The 19,713-nt window shown below is 65.9% G+C and carries 6 protein-coding genes and 1 riboswitch; of the genes, 1 reads left to right on the top strand and 5 read right to left on the bottom strand.

The window, feature by feature from the left end; all coding sequences use genetic code 11:
* Window positions 1–10: 10 nt before the first annotated feature.
* From ACZY1I_RS03895 to gjpA (ACZY1I_RS03875), 5 genes are all read right to left on the bottom strand, one after another.
* Entirely contained in the window at window positions 11–1,051 is a 1,041-nt protein-coding gene (locus tag ACZY1I_RS03895; RefSeq protein ID WP_463752938.1) for a Gfo/Idh/MocA family oxidoreductase, read from the bottom strand.
* Window positions 1,048–2,082 carry a saccharopine dehydrogenase NADP-binding domain-containing protein gene (locus ACZY1I_RS03890; RefSeq protein ID WP_463752937.1) on the bottom strand — a complete coding sequence of 345 codons (1,035 nt, stop codon included), beginning with the start codon at window positions 2,080–2,082 and terminating at the stop codon, window positions 1,048–1,050. Before ACZY1I_RS03890 ends, ACZY1I_RS03895 begins: the two co-directional genes overlap by 4 nt.
* Window positions 2,079–7,544 carry an amino acid adenylation domain-containing protein gene (locus tag ACZY1I_RS03885; protein WP_463752936.1) on the bottom strand — a complete coding sequence of 1,822 codons (5,466 nt, stop codon included), beginning with the start codon at window positions 7,542–7,544 and terminating at the stop codon, window positions 2,079–2,081. The genes ACZY1I_RS03890 and ACZY1I_RS03885 overlap by 4 nt, the downstream gene beginning before the upstream one ends.
* Window positions 7,541–16,609, bottom strand: a complete 9,069-nt coding sequence (locus tag ACZY1I_RS03880; protein WP_463752935.1) for an amino acid adenylation domain-containing protein — start codon at window positions 16,607–16,609, stop codon at window positions 7,541–7,543. The genes ACZY1I_RS03885 and ACZY1I_RS03880 overlap by 4 nt, the downstream gene beginning before the upstream one ends.
* Window positions 16,610–16,784: 175 nt before the next feature.
* Window positions 16,785–16,964: riboswitch (cobalamin riboswitch) on the bottom strand.
* 20 nt (window positions 16,965–16,984) lie between these two features.
* The gene (gene gjpA, locus ACZY1I_RS03875) at window positions 16,985–18,217 is read right to left on the bottom strand and encodes an outer membrane porin GjpA (protein ID WP_463752934.1); all 1,233 of its coding nucleotides are present in this window, start codon (window positions 18,215–18,217) and stop codon (window positions 16,985–16,987) included.
* 254 nt (window positions 18,218–18,471) lie between these two features.
* Between gjpA (ACZY1I_RS03875) and gjpA (ACZY1I_RS03870) the strand changes: the two genes are divergently transcribed.
* Window positions 18,472–19,695, top strand: coding sequence for an outer membrane porin GjpA (gene gjpA / locus ACZY1I_RS03870; protein ID WP_463752933.1), 1,224 nt, complete (start codon window positions 18,472–18,474; stop codon window positions 19,693–19,695).
* The last annotated feature ends 18 nt before the right edge of the window (window positions 19,696–19,713 follow it).

Raw genomic sequence — 19,713 nt, 5'->3', positions numbered from 1 at the left:
ACTGAAGTCGTCATTCGGCAGTCAGGTCCGCGGCCGAAATGGGCTCAGCCGGTTGCGGTTGGATCAGCGTCGCCGGCCCGAGGGCCGAGGTGAAGTCCGACCATAGCCGGGTCGCACGAATGAATCGCTGCGAGACAAGCGTGCGGGATCGGTCGATCGACTCGACGAAGTCAGTGGCTGCCAGCCGAATTGCATCTGGCCACAGCCAATTTCGCACATCCGCTACCGTCGGTTGGTATTCGATGCCGACACGTTCGGCGATCGGCACGTCTTGCGCTGATACTTCGGCTCGGGGACGCCGATGCCACCGGGTGGAGCCGTGGGTGTGGGCGAGAACCAATTCACCCGCGTCGGATCCGACGGTGATGGTGTGCATCAGTCGCGCGTGATGGTCGGGATCGCGCGCGCACAGTTCGTTCTGGATGAGCAGGTCGACGGTCACGTCGCCGAGCTGCAGGCGACCGACGGCGAAAGAGCCATGGGCGCTTCCCGTTTCGGGTGCCGCGGTGATTCGTGCCGGCGTGAGCGGGCCGATGACGGTGCTGAGAATTGTGAATAAGGGGTAGCTGACGTGGATCGCCGACCGGGCATGGACGTACTCAATCCGCGCCCTTTCATCGAGAGCCTTTGCGGCACTGACGAATTGGCGCACCGACGCGATTCGGCTGTAAAAGTCGTTGACGGCGTAAAGCGCCGAGTTCGCCTTGGCGACCCGCAAGAGCGACAGGATCTCGTCGGCGTGGACGGGTTGCTCCTGCATGACGTGAATTCCTCGGGCAAGCAATTCCTCGCTGATCCGGACACCGTCGCCGCCCACCACACCGGACCGCACCACCACAAACGCGATGTCTACCTTCGGTAGGTTGTCCAGGCCGGCAATCAGCGGCACCCCGAGTCGATCGGCCAGCGCCGCTGACGCCGTGGACCCGGTGGACACCAGACCCACCAGGTCAACCGGCGAGTTCGGCGCCGCAAGGGCTTCGGCGTAGACCGCACCGAATGTCGCTCCCACCACGACTGCCGTCGGGCGCCCCTGGCGCCGATCGGTCACAACGAGCCTTCCTCGATCAGCGTCGGCGCCGAGTCTTGGGTGAACGAAAACTCGGCCTCCGGAACGGCTTCGCTCACGAATTCCAGCACCCGGCGTGGTTCATCGATAGTCCAGAACGGGTGAACTCCTGCCGACATGCCCGCGATGTGCCCGGCCGCGAACGCCGCCGCGGCCCCGGTGACGCGGAAGCTGTCCGGGCAGGTGAACGCGGCGGTATTGGCGAAGGCGCCGCTGCCGTCATATGCGCTGGCGACGATCGCGAAATACGGTTGGCGGCCGAAGAGGTCCAGTTTGGCAGCCGCCAGCACCGCATCCACACCGCGCGAGCGCTCGTCGTCGACCGCCAGCAACTGTATCGCCCTGGTGGTGTGCGCCCCGTCGAACACGTTCATCCAGCAGACGTTGCCGATACCGAGATACTCTGCCACCGAGACAGTTTCGGCATCGAGGTGCGGGTGCGGCGTCACTGATCCCGGGAAATATTGCGCCGGAGCGGCTTTGCACTCATCGCGACCGATCCGGCGGATCGTTCCACCGCACAGCGCGGCACCCGGGTGGCTGTGGGTATCGCGCAGGCTGGCGAGATATTCGAGTACCGACGCGGGCGTCAGTCGCTGCAGTCCCCCACACCATGCGGTGACGCCGTCGATCTCGCCGGTCTGGTGCAGGGCGAGCGCTCGAAGCAACAGTCCGGAGAGGCCGGGCTGAACCCCCGCCTGCAGCACAACGGGAACCCTGGGCCGCGTTGCCGTCAGTTGATCGAGCAGCCTTTGGTCACCGCCCGGATCGACGTAGGGCACCCCGGCGGCGATGACGGCGGTGGCGACGTGGGTGCTGAACCGCTGCGACGGTCCGGCGCAGTTGACGACGACGTCGCACCGCCCCGCCGCGGCGGTGACGGCCGTCGCATCGGACAGATCGACTTGATCGCGGCCGGCTGTCACCACAGATATGTCGCTGCGGCGCCTCAAGACATCGAGGCAAGCCGTGCCGACCGATCCGGTACCGCCGAACAGCAGGACGGTCTTCACGGTCCCCCGGCCCAGGAGTCCGCCAGGAGTTTGGCGACAGATTCCGCGTTTTCGCCAGTCAGACAATCGAAGTGGTTGCCGTCGATGGTGCTGACGGTCAACTCGCCCAGACAGTAGTCCGACCAGAACGCGGTCATGTCCTCCTGCAGGGTGGGCAGGAAATGTATATCGCCGCGTTGCCGCAGAAAGTGGACGTCACCAAGGAAAGGCTCGGCCGCACCGTGCACCACCGCCTTCAGGCTGTGCACAAAGATCGCCCGCAGTTCGGTGAGCGATTCGACGTCCCACATGTCGCCCAACGCGCCCGATTCCGCCAGCAGCCGCAAGCGCGGCTCGCCCGCTTCCGCACTGCGCTCTAGGCACGCCGCGAGGACCGGCTCAGCCACGCTGCGCAGCGCGCCGGCCGGCACCACGTCGTCGTAGCGTGCCCTGGCGCGGGTGAACGCCCCCCGGACGGCGTCGTCGTCGACCTGCATTCCGAGTGCTTCTGTTGGCACACCCATGATCTGGGCAAAGCAGTAGTCGAGAACGTCGTCGTCTTCGACGTCCATCGGCACCCGGTAGGAGCTCACGACGGTGACGGTGCCGACCTCGATGCCGGCCTCTTCCAGACACTTCGCGATTTCGGCTGCGAGCAGGCCGCCCATGCAGTAGCCGAGCAGATGGACCTTGCCGGGTGCCAGCGCGACTATCGGGGCGCTGTAGCGAGCGGCGAGCGTGGTGAACAGCTGCGCAGGTTCGATCTGAGCGTAACCGTCACCCGGAATCCGTTGCAAACCATATAGATCCGGCCCGGGGCCAACCGCCGTCCGCAGGTGTGGAATCAGCTGCTCATACGGCGCGAGCCCGCCGCTGCCGTCGTGCACGCAGACCGCGATCTCGGCAGCCGAGGTAAAGCCCTGTCCCGCACCGAGATACACCAGCGGCGATATGACGTCGTCGGCATCGCCGGAGCGGCCCGGCACGGACTGTGGTGCCCGCACCGCCTCGGCAGCGGCGCCCAACGTGGGATTGGAGACCATCGCCCGAAGCAGATCGTCCCAGGCCAGCCCGGAGGCTTCCGGCATTTCGCGGCGAATCCGGCCGATCGCCTGGGCCATCAGCAACGAGTCGCCACCCAATGCGAAGAAATCCGAAGTAGGCGAAAGGGACTGGGCTGACGCCAACCCGAGTACCGATACCCAGATCTCGGCGATGCGGGACTGTATGGCGTCCAGTGCTGCCGATCGGCCGGCCGCGTCGTGTCCGCCGCCGCGCGCCGCCGACCGAAGCGACTCGAGTTCTGTGGTCACCGCGGTGCGATCGATCTTGCCGTTGGCCGTGAGTGGCAGCGTGGGCAGGCAGATGACCTGTTGCGGAATCATGTAACTCGGCAACACCTGCCGGGCCTGCTCGATCAGATCTGCGGGCCGCAACGACCGCGCGGTGGACTCCGAATCGCACCAGAACACGTGCTGGCCGAGCAACCCGAGTGGATGATCGGCGGGCGGAAAGCTCTGCACCCGGCCAAACGGTGATCGCGCCAGCGCGCTCTCCCATTGCCCGAAGGTGAGAAAGGCAGCGTTGGTCCCCGAGCGTGCGTCGGTGAATCCGTGCAGGCCCTCCTTGAACTCCATCGAGATCATCAGTGGGTAGTTGACGGCGGTGGCATCGATGAAGACCAGCGATCCACCGGGTGCGAGCAGACGGTTGAGCATGACGAGGGTGTCGTCGATGTTGATTGCGTTGTGCAGCACGTTGGCGCAGACGATCACGTCAAACGAGCAGGGGCTGAAACCTTGCTCGGCAGGCGGGCGGTTGATGTCGAAGATCCGGTAGTCGATGAAGCCGTGTTCGGCGAACATCTGCCCGGCCCGAATGAGGAAGAAGTTCGAGACGTCGGTGAACGTGTAGTGCACGTCGTAGGGGGCAAGGGCTGCAACCAGACCCGCGGTGGTGCCTCCGACCCCGGCCCCGACCTCCAAGACCCGCAGCGGTCGCTTCGCAGTTGCCCTACTTGCGCGGCTGGCGATTCCGGACACCACCAGCCCGTTGGTGTATCTGCTGAGCAGGTTGTCGCGGTAAGCGGCCGTCGCGGTGTCCACTGTTCCCTCCCGGAACAGCAGCCCGAGCGGATCGACGATGCCCGCCAGCAAGCCGGGCAGGTTCTCGATACATTCGCCGACGTAGGCCAACAGGTCGTCGCCGTAGTCGACGGCGGCGCCCAGCTCACGCGCCTGCTGCCAGTCTGCAGCACAATCGGAAAGTTCCTGCTGCTCAGTCAATTTCAGGGTTGGCCCCGGCTGGAGCGTGACCCGGCCTTCATCGACGAGCGCATCGATCCAGCGGCGGAACAACCGGCGTAACCGATCCGGCAGCGACAATCGGCGGGCGAGTTCGTCGACGGTGACCGGTTCGCCCGGATGTGCGACGGTGCTCAGCGTCGCACACATGCTCGCCAGCGCGGCCGTGCGCGCGGCGGCAGCGAATCGAAGCAGGTCATCAGCGTTCAGGTCAATGGTGTGGTGGCGATGCGCCTTCTCGATGTCGCGGCCGACTGTCCCTGCACTGCATCGCCTTTCCGATTGCTCGTCTTCATCGGCGACATCGGGTACTACCGCCGCCGCGATGATCCGTTCGTGCGGTGTCTCGCCGATGGTGGTACTGATCCCGAACTGCACACCGGGAAGTCCGCACAGCGCGGCATCGACTTCCGCCAATTCGATGCGGTGACCGCGAATCTTGACTTGGTTGTCTCGCCGGCCGAGCAACTCGATCACGCCGTGGTCGGTGAGCCGACCGTAATCCCCGGTGCGGTAGAGCCGCTCGCCGCTGACCGAATGTTCAATGAACGCGGCCGCGGTGCGCGCCGGGTCGCCGAGATAGCCCTGCGCGAGACCCGCTCCGCCGATGTGTATTTCACCGACCTGCCAGGGTGTTGCAGGCTCGCCACGGTGGGTCAGCACGTGGACGCTCTGGTTGCGCATCGCCGTGCCGTACGGGACGCTGCGCGCATACCGGCGAGCCTCGAGTGGATGGCAGATCGACCAGATCGCAGCCTCGGTCGCACCGCCGAGGCTCAGCATCGACGCCTTCGGTGCCAGCGACGCAATGTGTTTCGGTTGGGAGACCGGAATCCAGTCGCCGGACAACATGATCTGCCGCAGCGTCGGCAGGGTTTCTGCGTCTCCGGCATGTTCGATTAGCAGTTGCATCTGGGCCGGCACGGAATTCCACACCGTGACAGCGTGTTTTGCGATGGCATCGAACCAGGCCTGCGGATCGTTGCGCGCGTTACCTTCAGCGAACACGATGGTGCCGCCGGCGGCGAGTATTCCGAAGATGTTGTAGACCGACAGATCGAATGTGTGCTGCGATACGGCGAGCACGGAGTCGGTTGCGCGAATATTCAACCGCTCGTTGACATCGTCCACGGTGTTGCGTGCGGCCCGATGACTCATCATCACGCCCTTGGGAGTACCGGTCGACCCCGACGTGAAGATCACGTAGGCGGTGTCGTCCGGTGTTACCGCGCCTGCTCTTTCGGCGCCTGGATCGGCTCGCAGCCTGACGATTCGGCCGTCCGGTTCACACATCGCAGCCAGTGGGCATTGCGCAATGATCTGCGCTGTCCGGTAATCCGGCCACGCCACGTCGAGCGGTAGGTAGGCGGAGCCGGTCAGCATGGTACCCAGGATGGCGGCGACCTGACTTACCCCCTGCGGCATCCGGATTCCGACATAGCTACCGGCACCCGCTCCCGCGGCCGACAACTCAGCGGCGACCGACCGGGCGGCGGCCAGCAATTCGCCGTAGCTGGTGGACCGCTCGCCGTGCCTGATTGCCACCGCATCAGGAGTCTGCGCGGCATGGTGCAGGAACCCGGAGTGCAACAGCGAGTTCGGCGCTCCCCGCACCTCGGTGACCGCTGGTGCGACCACCGGCAGCAGCGGGCGATCCCAGGTCAGGGGGTCGCCGCTGAGCGCCTCGAGGGCGGCGCGGAAGTCGGCGAAGGCGCGGTCGAGCACGTCAGCGCTGATCACCTCGTCGCGGGTGTCCCAGTTGATTTCGCAGACGCCGCCGAGTTCGAACACCTGGCAGTCCAGCAGCACCTGAGGGGTTTGACTCAGTCCACGGCCCGCAATGGGGCGCAAGAAGGACGATTCGGCGGATCCCTCTCGGGCGCCGGCGCCTAGCGTGGTCGAACCCAGCGTCGAGGTGAGTACCACCGGTGAATGCTCGCCGCGGTTTTCGTCGTTGCGAGCCAGCATGCGCGCGACGTCCACACCACCTACGTTCGCGTGGTCCATGTCCTCGAAAAGGCGCGCACCGATAGTCCGCAGCGATTCAGCGAATGTGGGTTGCCCACGAACATCCACCTCCAGCACGCTGGTGCCGGTGAAGTCGCCGACCAGTCGCCCGACGTCCGGGGTGAAGGGATGGCGGGCCATCGTCGTCAGCGTCAGCAGAAAATGGTCGCGATCCCCGTACCGGCCCAGCACGGTGCTGAACGCCGCCGCGATCGCCACACTGGCGGTGGCGCCTCGCTCGGTCGCGTAACGGCTGAAGGCCGCAAACCGGTTGGCCGGCAGCTGCATTGACCGGCGCGAAAAGGTGGGAGCGACCTGAGTCGGGCCGGTCCGGTCTGCCGGCAACAGCGGCAGCGAGATAGGGGGCGGAAGCTGATCGAGCCGGGACTGCCAGTAGTCCAGGTCCCGTTGCCGACGCAGCGATCCGGCAACCGAAGTGCGCTGGCGGGTCAGATTCAGCAGGTAGTCGCGAAAGCTGAAATCGACTGCGGGAGGACAATATTCCAAATCGAGCAGACACTGTCCGAAATCCGTCATCAGGATCAGGATGCTGACGAAGTCGGCGATCAGCAGATCAACCGAAACATGCACCACGGTGTCGTGCGGGCCGATGGTCACCTTGACGTCGTACATCGGGCCCACGCCGAGCGGATAGGTACGGTTCCTGAGTTCGTCGGCGATACGTGCACGCTCGCGGGCGACGTGGTGGTGCTCGCCGCTCTCGTGAATCGTCAAGCCGTCAGCCAGATCTGGGCAAATCTCCTGGTAGCCATCGGGGTGGACCACACAGCGCAACATGTCGTGGGTGTCGACCACTTTGCGCCACGCCGACCGATACTGTGCGGCAGTTGGTTGCGCCAACGCGTGGTCGACGGCGAACTCCGCATAGCCGTGGCAACCGACACCGCCCCAGCGAAACGCCAATGTGCGTCCGACCGAATACGCCGCCTGCACGTCGGTGAGCGGGAACGGTTCGAATCTGTCTTCCGGCGCCCGCAGCACCTCGGTCTCACGGCTGAGTTCGGCAATCACGTCCGCTTTTGCTTCGGACAGCCGAGCTTTCAGGTCCGCGCCGAAAACGCCCTGGGGGGCGCGGAAGCGCAGGTTCTCGCCGTCGACCCAGAGTTGCACCCCGATGCGGCGCACCTGGTCGATAAGCTCGGCGGCGGTCACAGCACGCCCTCTTCAAACTCGTCGGCCGTGTCGTCCGCGGCAGTGGCCGGGGCCGCCTTCAGTTGCTCGGCGAACTCCCCCACCACTGGGTTTTCGAATAGCAGTCGCAGTGTCGCCGTGGACGACACCTCCCGGCTGACCTGCTCGACCACCCTGGTTGCGGTTACCGAGTCGCCGCCGAGCTGAAAGAAGTTGTCGGAAGGCTGGACCTGAGGCAGGCCGAGCGCCGCGGCACAGATGCGCAGAATGCGTTCGGCGAAATCATCGAGCGGCGCTTCGCGCCTCGCCGATTGGACGGCAGCAACCATGCCGGCGACCATCGAATCGAGGTTGCGCCGTGCCACCTCGGGCGTGATCGCCTGGGTGACAAAGTCCCACGACAGCGAGAGTGATCCGGACTTCTCCCACATCTGGAAATCCAGCACCGTCTGCGGTGTCTGAGAGAGCCCGAAATCAGGCGCGCCGAAACCGAATGACGATCTCCCCACACTGTCGATTAGCCCGAGCCCACTGGTGAACACCACGGGAAAGACCGCATCCGCCGGCCGGCCGTGGTGCCGCAGCAGTTCGCGCTGCAACCACACCGCGTTCGCGGCGCGGTGCGGCAGATCGGTGATCAGCTGTCGCTGTAACCGTCGTGCCTGTTCCCAGATCGACAGTGCCGCATCGACGTGGCACTCCAGCAGCAACAATGAGGTGAAATCGCCGATGATCTGCTCGATTCCGGGAACGCTGGGATCGCGGTCGAACAGGGTGACGTTGACGCAGAAGTCCGCCGCGCCGGCCCAATGCGCCAGCACCCGCGCGTAGTTGGCCAGCAAGAATGACGCCGCGGTCACCCGTTCGGTCCGACAAGCCTGAGTGATCCGCGCCCAATCGGCTTCGGCGATGGCGGCTTCCACCCGCTCGAATACCGGCGTGTCGATATCGAGGATCACCTGCATCGGGGCAAGCGACGGAGCGGGCGGCAGCGATGGGAGGCGGGCTCGCCAGTAGTCGCGGCTGGCGGCAAGGTACGGCAGCGCGGACTCGTCCGCATCGGGCCGCAACTCGGGGTGGCTGCGCACGTAGTCAGCGAATGTTGTTGCCAAAGAGGGCAATTGATCGCGACTTCCGCCGCGGTAGAGATAGTCCAGCTGGGCGAGCGCGATCATCATGCTGGTGCCGTCCAGCATGATGTTGTCCATGCTGATGCCGATGATGTGGCGGCCGTCCGCTGCTGCCTCGATGCCGAAGTCGATTCCGGGACGCGCTGTGACATCGATGACCTGATCACACATCCCGGCCCGCACGTCGTCGTAGTAGCGGATGACGGGTTCGATCGGCGCCGGGTGCACCACCGCGTCGATGCGCTGGCCGTTGTTAGGTGTCGTCGTGACCGTGGTGCGTAGACCCGGATGGTGCTCGATGAGTTGCCGCGCCGCCGTTTCGAATTTCGCAGGGTCGAAATCTGTTGCCCCGAACTCGAAGTAGCAGTGTGCCGCGACACCGCTGAGCATGAACCCACCGACCCGGCCGGCCAGGTATGCCTGCTGCACGACGGTGAGCGGATACTCGGGTTCGCCCCCGGCCAGGGCGACACCCGGTGCGGGCTGGGGTGAGGTGGGCGCACCGGCTTGCGCGACAAGCTCACCCAGCACGGGGTAGTTGAATAGATCGACCAGGGCGAGTTGACCGAACCCGGCGGTCCGCAGATCCGCGTACACCCGGGTCGCCACCAGGCTGTCGCCGCCGAGCAGGAAGAAGTCGTCGCGTGCCGTGGGTGTCTTCACTTGCAGGTGCCGCTGCCAGATGTCGGCGATCGTGGCGAGGACCTCCCGGTCGACGTGGCGCTGTGGCTCCGGGACGGTCACGGCTTGCGCGGTCGGCGCGACGCGACGTGGGACGAGGCGCTGTGGTCGGCGCGCGATGATCGTTACGCCCGCGCCGTCCTGCGCCATCTGAGCCGGCTGCCAATTGTGTTGGGCGACAAAGCGCCACCACTGGTCGGCGGACGGCAATGCCCCGGCCAGCAGCAGGCCGGGGTTGAGGACGGCCGCGCTGGCCAGCGTGGCCGGAGTGACCTCGCAGATCTCCGCCACCCATAGCCATCCGCCGTCGGCCACCGCGACTTCTTGAAGTACTGCCCCCGCGTCGACTATCTGGTGCAGGGACCCGCAGCAGATCACCACATCCACGTCCGCGGCCTCTGCCGGTGCCGTGATCTGCCGGGTGGCTGTGGCCACCGACCGTCCGGCAGCGATTTCAGCCAGCACCGGATTCGGTTCGAAGCAGAGATATTCGTCGGCGACCGCACCGACCAGGCCGGTCAGTCGTTGGGTGATCAACCCGGTCCGCGAGCCGACTTCCAGGACGCGAAGCCGCCGCCCCTGTTGCCGGGCATGCCCGAAGATGCGTTCGCTGAGATCGTCGAGCGCACGTTGCAACCGCTCGTCGGCGAGCAGCAACGCCTCGGGGGCGAGTTGGGGGTCGCCGATCAGTGTCTGCGGCGAGGCCGATCCGGTGACGATGTCGGCCAGTCTCCGCCCCGCCCGGGCGATATCTTGGCTTGCCGCAGCGCTATTCGGCAGTTGGCGCCAGCGTCGCACGAGCTCTGTATATTCCGGCCTGATCGGCTCGGCTGGGCAGAGACTCGCCGCCGTGGCGGCCACCGTGGCCGCCCAATCGGCATCCGCGGGCTGCGGGATCGGTCTGGGGGCCTGCCCTGCGTGTCGGCGCACCGCACGCTCGAAATTCCCGAATGCGGTCGCCAAGGTTTCGTCCGCGACGATTCCGACGGCGGCGTCCCAGCTGATCCGGGCCCCACCACGGTCGTCCTCGATCTGGCAGTCCAGCCAGACCCCCGGGGTCTGGGTCAACGTCCGGATGCTCGACAGCCCGCTCGTTTCCGCCGGCACGAGCCCGAGTGTGCTGGTGAAAACGACCGGGTAGCCGGCAGAACCGGCCGATCGCATCGCGGCGAGGCGCCCGGTGGCATCGCTGCCGCTGCCGACCGCACGCCACAGCTCTTCCTGCGCGGCACCGATCGCCGCCGTCGAGCCGGGTTGCATGACACGATAATCGATGTCGCACAACGCGAGTCGGGTGAAATTACCCAGCACCTCACGGTCAGCTGGGGCGTAGTCCGGCCGCTGAGAGGCGGGCACAACGATGGCGAACCGCTCGCCCGCCCCCACCGAATGCAACGCATCGCCGAATGCTTCGAAGAGCAGCGCAGTGGGGGTGACGCGTAGCTGCACGGCCCGATTCCGCAGGCCGGCAAACGCATCGGAATCAAGGGTGAAACTCGACCTGGCGAACGCAACGCGGGTGACCGAATCGAACCGGCCTGGACCCAGCGGTAACGTCGGCGGTCCTCCCACCTCCTGACTGAAGTTGTCTTGTTCGTTATGGCTCTCGGTGACGAATCGCGCGAACACGGCGGCGCTGGGATCAACCTCTCGTAGCCGGGGCGCCCCCTGGTAGTCGGCGATGATGGTCGCGATGACGGTGGCCAGGCTGCGGGCGTCCAGTCCCAGATAGTTGACCAGCAGGCCGACATACCGCGACGGCCCTGGCGGGGCGAAACATCGGATGACGGGAACCGCCCGCGGGTCGAACTTTGCGTTCGCCATGTGGCGCAGCAATGCGTCCGGGTCGGTGACGTCGACGACATGGACGGCCATATCGGCACCGGCGCCGTGCACGCGTTGGGTGGCGTCGGAGTCCAATGCACAACGCAGGGCCGCGAATTCACCGACACAGCGACCTACGGTGGTCACGAAGCGGTCCACATCGACACTGTCTCCCGGGGCGCCGGCCGCTAGCACAATGGCGAACAACGTTGGTGCGCGGACGCTTCCGTTCAGTCCCGCGCTGCCGAGCACGTACGCCTGTTGCAGGCGGGTCAGGGCAAAGTCCGTTTCGGCTAGCGTCGGTTCCACGGCGTGATCTCGCCGGCCGAGTCCACCGACAACGCAGACCGCGCTGAACTCGCCGAGTGTCTGCCGCCGCAGCAGTTGGCCGACTTCAGCCCCGAGCACCCCGTCGCGTTTCAGCAGGGCGGCCACCTGGGTTGCACGCAGGCTGTCACCACCATGGGCGAAGAAGTTATCTTCTCGTCGGGTGATCGGCACCCCGAGCACCTCCGACCAGATGTCGGCGACCAACTTTTCGACCGGGTCCAGAGCACCCGGCGACTGCCGGCCTGTCGCTGCGCGAACGGAGTCCTCCACATCCACAGCGGCCTGGCCGCGATCGACCTTCCCGTTCGCGGTCAACGGCAGCGTGGTCCGGCAGATCACCGATTTCGGGATCATGTACTGCGGCAGCCGGTCCGCCAGGTACAGGCGCAGTTCCGCCGCCGCCGCATCAGTAAATTCCGAAGTGCCGCATACGATTACCGCACCCAACGCGGAGTTGCGGTGGATCGGCACCACGGTAGCGCTGTCGACCAGTGGGTGTCCACGCAGAATGTGTTCGATCTCGCCGCATTCCACCCGGTGTCCGCCGATCTTGACCAGCGAGTCGATCCGGCCGAGGAACTGCAGCGTTCCGTCGTTCCAGTAACAGCCGAGATCGCCGGTCCGGTACCACCGGTGTCCCGACTGGTCCAGCACGAATCGCTCGGCGGTCAATTCGGGAGCATTGTGGTAACCGTGGGCCACACCCGCCCCGCCGATCCATAACTCGCCCGCGACATAGTCGGGTCGATCGCGTCCTCGGCGATCGACGACCCGAAAGGCCTGGTTGGACAACGGGAATCCATACGGCACCGACACCCAGTCGGGTGCAATGTCACCGACGACGAACTCGTTCGACCAGATTGCGGCTTCGGTGGCGCCGCCCATCGCGACGAGGCGTGCCTGCGGTGCGACATGACGCAGTCGCGCCGGCATGTCCAGCGGGATCCAATCGCCAGAGAGAAACACCGAACGCAAACTCGGCAGCGCCCCGGCGCTTTCCCCCGCCGCGATCAGCAGCATGTCCATCAAGGCCGGGACGGAGTTCCATATCGTGACGGCATGCTCGGCGATCAGGGCGTTCCACCGGAAGGCGTCGCGACGAGACTGCTCCGAGACGGCCACCACGCCGGCACCCGCGCTGAGGGGGCCGAAGATGTCATAGACACTGAGGTCGAAGTCCAAGGCGGACAACGCAAGCACCGAGTCGGCGTCGCTGATGTCGTTGCGACGGTTCACGTCCAGGATTGTGTTCAGCGCCGCCGTATGCGAGACCAGCACACCCTTGGGTTCCCCGGTAGAACCAGATGTGTAGATCACGTAGGCGGCGTCGTCCGGGTCCGCACGGATGGTGTCCGCGGGCGTGCCGTCCATCATCGACTCGAAGTCGTGTGCCAGGCAGCCGGCAGGTATTGGTCTGTGGCTCAGCTGCTTTGACCGGATCAGGCCCGACATTGCGGACAGGGCGCAAATGCGTGCGAACCGGTCGGCCGGCTGGTCCTGACCGATCGGGAGGTAAGTGCAGCCGGCCATCAGCACGCCGAGCACGGCGACGAACTGCCCTGGCCCCTTGGGCAGTTGGATGCCGATGATGGAGCCCGGTGCATGCCTGCCGGCCAGCACCCCCGCGACACTGCGCGCGTGCTGGTCGAGCGCACCATAGGAAAGCTCGCGATACGAGTCCGCGATCGGGTCGGTGCCGGCGTCGAATTCTCCGGCTGTCCAGCGCACCGCGATCCGGGTGGGATCGCGCATCGCCCGCTCCCGGAACGCGTCGTACAGCAGTCCCGACGGCTTCGGTGCGTCAGTGGCGTTGCGCTGCATGCGAATCACTCGGGAATGCTCGGGCAGATCGATCACCGCGGGCCTGGACCACTGGCAACCAGCGAGATTTTCCAGCAGGCCGACGTAGGCATCGAACATGTCCGCGACGACACCGGGCGGAAAGCAGCCCGCACGGTAGTCCCACGAAACGATCAGATCCGCACCGACCGCCCCCACCTGGTTGTCGATGATGACCTGCGGAGTCATCGAGGTGACTTCGCCGATGGTTCCCAGCGTGTCGGCAACGCGGCGGTCAAGGACGGCGGTGTCGGCCGCATAGGTGAATACCACGGGAACGATTCCGCTATGTCCGGTACCGCTTTTCAGTTGGGCTGGCAACAGATCGGTGGATTCGGGTGCGCTCAGCGCGACGCGCAGGCCTCGCTGCGCAGTCCGCGCTTGGTCGGCGAAGCCGGTAGGCCCGGCGGCATCGGCTGAGTACAGCTGGGTCTTGGTGAAATCGCCGATGACCTCGGAGACGCCGGGTGGACGACCGAATGTCGTCACGTTGATCAGGAAGTCGTCGGTGCTGCTCCAGTTACGCAGCACCACGACGTAGGCGGCCAGGAACACCGCGGCACGGGTGACCCCGTGCTCCCGGCACGCAGCATCGAGTGCGGTCGTCGTGTTAGCAGACAGGGTGTGTTGCCTGCGACGGAACGCGATGTCGCGTTCTTCGGACTGGGGCAGCTGCGGGCCTTCGGGGAGTCGTTGCACGGCTTCCGTGAGCGACACGGGCGCGGTGCTGTCCCAGTGGCCGAAACCACCTGATACAGCTGGCAATTCTTCGCCGCTGTACAGCGCGGCGAGGTCGCGCAGCAAGATACCGATGCTGGTGAGGTCGGCGATGATGAGATCGATCGCGAAATGTACGATGCAGCCATCGGGCAGCTGGGTCAGTTCGACGCGCCAGGTGTCGCCGACCTCGACAGCAAATCTGCAGGTGCGCAACCTGTTCCGAATGCCGTCGAGGTGCCGGCTGCGTGCCGCATCGGTGGCCTCGGTCAGGTCGTGCACCTGCAGCGGCGAATGGAGGTTCTCCGGCATGACGCGCAATCGGGCGTCCTCGGGAAACTTGCTGCGCAGCATCGGGTGTCGCTGGGCCAGCGCGCCGAGCGCGTTGTCCAGCCGCGATGGGTCGAGAGCGGCACCGGCGAATTCGAAGTAGGTTTGACAACCCACTCCCCCGAGAGGTTGCTCGGCACCCCGGCCGATCCAGTACGCGCGTTGCAGCGCGGTCGTCGGGAACGTGTCGCCGTTACCGGCGGCGACTTGCGGGATGGGTGTCGCGGAATCTAAGAGGTGCTGCCAATTGCGCAGTGTTGGTTCGGCATACAGGGCGGCGAAGTCCAGGTGCCGGTCCGATGCCGCCGACCATTCGACGACCTGCGCGGTCATCATCGAGGTCAGCCCCAGCGTGGTGAGATCTGTGCCGATGGCCAGGGTGTCAGCGTCAACCCCGAGCAGGGCCGCGACGTACTCGGCCAGTTCGGAGGCCCGCCGCACAGTGGTGGACGGCACCTGGCGGGCCGACACCTGATGGACGATCTCGAACGCTGCGGCATTGAGCATCTCGAGTGTCTTGCGGCGCCTGATCTTTCCGGATGTGGTCCTGGGCAGCACGCGGTTACGCACCCAGACGATGCGTTCCGGCGCGGTCTGATGTGCCGCAAGTATTCTGCGCCGCAGCACCCGACTGATGTCATCGAGATCCTCGGCCGGAGCGGTGGTCTCCAGCACCAGCCACCAGTCGTCGGACCCATCGGGTTGCACTGCGCAGGCGCCCCCGCCTTGCACCCCGCAGCCCGCCTCTTCGACGGTCGACTCGATGTCGTTCGGAAAATAGTTGCCGCCGCCGACGATGATCAGGTCGCGGTAACGTCCGCAGATGTACAGTTCGCCGTTGCTGCGAAAGCCGGCGTCACCGGTACGCAGGTAGGGCCCGTCGCCGTTCGCGGTGGTGGCACCGAATGTTTCGGCCGTGTCCCGCGGGCGGCGCCAATACCCCTGCGGCAGTCCCGATCCCGCTACCCATATCTCACCGACAGCGCCGTCGGGCACCGCGGTTCGCCGTTCCGGGTCGACGATGCGCACATCCCAACCGAATGTGGCGTTGCCGCAACTGACCAATGTGTGGGTGCGTCGTCCTGGCTGTCGCGCGTCGATCTCGACGGCGCGACCGCGGTTGAGTTGCTCGGCATCGAAGTCGGCCTGCACCCAAGGCCGCGGCTTGTTCGTCCCGGAGACCGCCAGACCGGCTTCGGCGAGCCCGTATTGCGGCGCCATGACGTCGGCTCGCAGGCCGGCCGGACGGAACTTCGCGACGAAGTCGCGCAGTGTGGAAGCGCGAACCGGCTCCGCGCCACTGATGGCCAGCTGCAGACAGGACAGATCCAGGGCATCGATCGCCGGGGCGTCAAAAGCGTCCAGGCAGAGGCGGTACCCGAAATCTGGCCCAGCGATCCAGTTTCCGCGCACCCGGTCGACGGTTTCCAACCAGATGCGTGGGTTGCGCACGAATTCGAACGGTGGAATGAGGGTCGCGCTACCGCCGGTGGCCAATGCCAGCAGGGTGCCCCAGAAGATGCCGAGGTCGTGGTAGAGCGGCAGCCAGCTGACCGTGTGGATGTCGTCGGGACGGTTCCACAGCTCCAAAGCAATGGCGAGTTGATGCAGCATCGACTCGTGCGTATTGACGATTCCCTTGGGTTCCCCGGTGGAGCCCGAGGAGTACTGCAGGAACGCGACCTGTCGGGCGTCGGTCGGCGTGCCGGCAGGTCGCGACGGGGCGGCTTCGGCAACCGAGTCCGGAGTCTTCAACGCCAGCCCGTCCAACAGCGAAGCTCGTCCAAGCACGTCGGCGAGATCGGTACTGGTGTAGACGGCCGAGGGCGCACAGTCCCGGAGGATGTGTTGGGCACGTTGCAGAAATCGTTCGGGCGCATCGGCCGACGGCAGAAAAAGCGGGACCGGGACGAGCCCGGCTTCCAGCGCGGCGAGGAATCCGGCCACGTAGTCGGCGTCACCGGCTTGGGCCATCACGACACGCGAGCCCAACGGCAGATCAGCGAAGGCGTTGTCGCGAATCCGGCAGACCCGGTCCCACAGCCGCCGGTAGGTCCAGGCATCCGTCCCGGTCGCCTCGATCATCCGGAGCGCGACCGTGTCGGGACACCGGTCGACCCAGGCGCCGATCACCTCGTTGGCGCGTCGCGCGGTCGCGCGCTCACCCAGGCCGTGGCGCTGGAATTGACGGCCCTCAGTCGTAGACGTCGGTGTCCCGGTCGCCGCGAACACCATCCCTTACCCCCTAACCCGGCGATCGGCGTCAACGCGGGCGAGCTGGTCAGCTTTGGTCACTTCAACACCTACCACGGACCAATGTGGGTGACGTAACCCGCAAATAACCGGGCAGGGTGTCCACGACGTGCAGCGTCATCAGGGATCAGCTCTCTCCGGGGTGCTCCGCCCCGGGGTGGCAGGATGCGATGACGCGAGTCTCCTGGCTCTCGGATCGCTGCTCGCCTCGCCTTCCAGCCAATGGCCGTGGCGTGTGAGGGTCGCTCCCCGATGACAGTGGCGGGACCGCGCCGGATTCACACCGGCTTCCTGCATCATCATCGCCGTACAGGCGACATTGTCGCACCCCGGCCGAATCCGGGCAGATACGCGGGTTCAGCCGAGCAGAGTGCCATCTAGTGCCTGCCCGATGATGTCCAACAATCCCGCAGAAGCCCCGATCGGTCCCACCGGGACCGGAGGGATGTTGACGAAGCCGCCGGCGTAGTCGTCCGGCGGCACGAAGATGATGTTCAGACCCAGGGCGTTGAGCGCCGAGCCGCCGGTGCCGTAGTACATCGCGCCGCCGGGACCGTCCACGACCTGGCCGGGGCTGAGCAGCCCGCCGAAGGCGAAGCTGAGGCCGGTGAGTTGCTCGCCACCGTCGGCGCCGCCGCTGACGAACGGGCTGAAGACCGGTGCCAGTGGGTCGAGGTTGAGGGTGGCGCCGTTGACGAAGCCGTTGACGACGTTGGCGGGTGCACCGAGCAGGTCGGTCATCGCCGAGGTCGGATAGCCACCGGTGAGGTGGGTGAAACTGGACCCGACGCTGTTCAGCAGCGCCACTTCGGGGCTGACGAAGGGGCCCACCGCACCAAGCAGGACACCGCTCAACGGTGACGAGGCGAAGTTGGTCACCGCCGCCACGAACTGGCCTTCAAGACCGGTCGGCGGAGTGAAATCCCCTGTCCCGACAAGACCGTCGTATATCTCGATATGCGCGTTGGGCACGGGAGTCGGCTCGCCGTCGGCGGCGAACGAGGTGGTAATACCGCCGAGGGTGTGGTTCACCACGGCCTCGAGCACATTGCCGGGGGCGCCGACCAGTGTCGCGGACTGCAGTGCGGTTTGCAGGCTCCCGAAAAACGCAGCGGGGTCGGTGGCGAGTTGGCTCAGTCCTGTGGAGGCGCCACCGGACAGACTGTTCAAAGCCTGTTGAGAGGCAGCGAATACGGTCTGGGCATTGGCGGCCGTCGTCGAGGCCAGAGCCTGGTAGGGGGCGGCGACAGCGGTACCGAAAGCATCCAAGCCCGACATCGGCGTGGATTCCGCGGCGACCGCTTGGGCGTTGGCCAGATCGGCGCCCAGATAGGTCGCGGCGTTCGCATTCAGCAAGCGGACGAACTGCGCGTGAAATGACTGCGCTCGGGCGCTGAGCGCCTGGAAGTCTTGGCCGAAGTCGCCGAGCAGCGACGCGATCGCGATTGAGACCTCGTCCTGCGCGGCCGCCGCGATCCCGGTTGTCGGGCCCCAGACGCTCGCTGTGGTGTCCGCCAGCGACAAGCCGATACTCGCCAACTTCTGGGCCGCACCCTGTACCAGTTCGGGTGCGGCAATCACAAACGACACCTGGTTCAGCCCCCATCGGCCAGCCGTAGCGCGAAGTCTTTTCCGTCTGGTTAGGAGTCGGCTCGAGCACCGACATAGTTCCCGGCCGGCGGGAGCGGTCCGCCGGGACGCACCGCTCGCGAAGTTGACAAAAAGTGGCTCCGAATGCAAATTACTACCTGCAAACGATATGCAACAAGGGTAGTTTCCAGTGTCGCCAACGGCGAGTTTGACGGGAAGCCTCGGGTTCTTCATCTCAACCGAGAACGGTGGATATGTCGTTCATCATCGCAGCGCCGGAGCTATTGCACGGCGCAGCAAAGGATTTGGCTGGTATCGGGTCGTTGTTGGCGGACACCACGGCGAGCGTCTCGGCGCCCACCACGGGGATCGCGGCTGCCGCCCAAGACGAGATATCTGCAGCGATTGCTTCGATTTTCGGTGACTTCGGCCAGGAATTTCAAACTGTCAGCAGCCAGGCGCAAGCCTTTCATGCGCAGTTCGTCGGCTTGATCAACGCCGGCGCCGGCGCCTACGCGAACGCTGAGATCGCCAATGTCGCGCCGCTACTCGCCGGCGGACCCGCCGCCGCACCCACCGGGACCATCGACCCGGTGGAACCATGGTTGCGGGCCTTCGGAACCACAGCCCAGAATGCCGCTGCGGTGCTGGACGCGTCCGGGGAAAGCGTGAGCACCCTCGTGACCGGCGTGGGCCAACTGGTTGCCAACCCCGCGGCATTCGTCGGCAACCTGCAGACCGCCGTGCAGTCGGTGTTCCTGGTCGGCGCGCCCCCGGATGTCGCGACGGCGGTCATCGAGCACACCCTCGGTGGTGTCACGTCGGCGACCAACCCGGGGGCCATCCCACCCGATCCCACCGTGGTACCGGTCAACAACGCACACAACGAGGTGTACACCGGGCTGTTCGGCGATGGATACATCCCCACCGGGCCGGACGGCCTGTTGCTCTCCGCCGTGACCAACTTCGCTACCTCGCCGTTCAGCGGAGTGCTGCTGGGCGCGGTGGGTCCCGTGGTAGCCCCTGCAGTGGCGCTGCTCAACACCGCGGGCGGCGTCTTCGCCGACCTGACCGGCGGCAATCTGACCGGCGCACTCGGTCACCTGATCGACGCGCCGGCCAACGTCGTCAACGCCTTCTTCAACGGTGCCGAACTCAACCTGGACCCGCTGGCACCGATCTTCAACCCGTTCGTGGTGGACGGCTCCGGCGGAGCCGAGCAGCTCACCGGCCTCAGCCTCGCCTTCGGTGGGCTGTTCAGCCCGGGACAGGTGGTGGACGGCGCGAGCGGCGACATGTTCTATGGCGTCGGCGGCTCGGCCTTCAACTCTCTGGGTCTGGATCTCAGCTTCTACCCGCCGGATGAATTCGCCGGCGGCAGCATCGCGATTCCCGCGGTGCCGGTGGGCCCGATCGGTGCCACCGCCGGTCTACTCAGCATTCTCGGACGAGCGCTGGGCGGTAGCCTGCTGTCCTGAGCCCCGTAGACGTCCCCC

The sequence above is a fragment of the Mycobacterium sp. IDUB_37 genome, from assembly GCF_055419245.1.
This window is presented reverse-complemented; position numbering and strand designations above follow the sequence as displayed.

Excerpts from the sequence above, each read along its gene's own strand:
- ACZY1I_RS03880 (WP_463752935.1), bottom strand. The coding sequence starts at position 16,609 with ATGGTGTTCGCGGCGACCGGGACACCGACGTCTACGACTGAGGGCCGT.
- gjpA (WP_463752933.1), top strand. The coding sequence starts at position 18,472 with ATGTCGTTCATCATCGCAGCGCCGGAGCTATTGCACGGCGCAGCAAAG.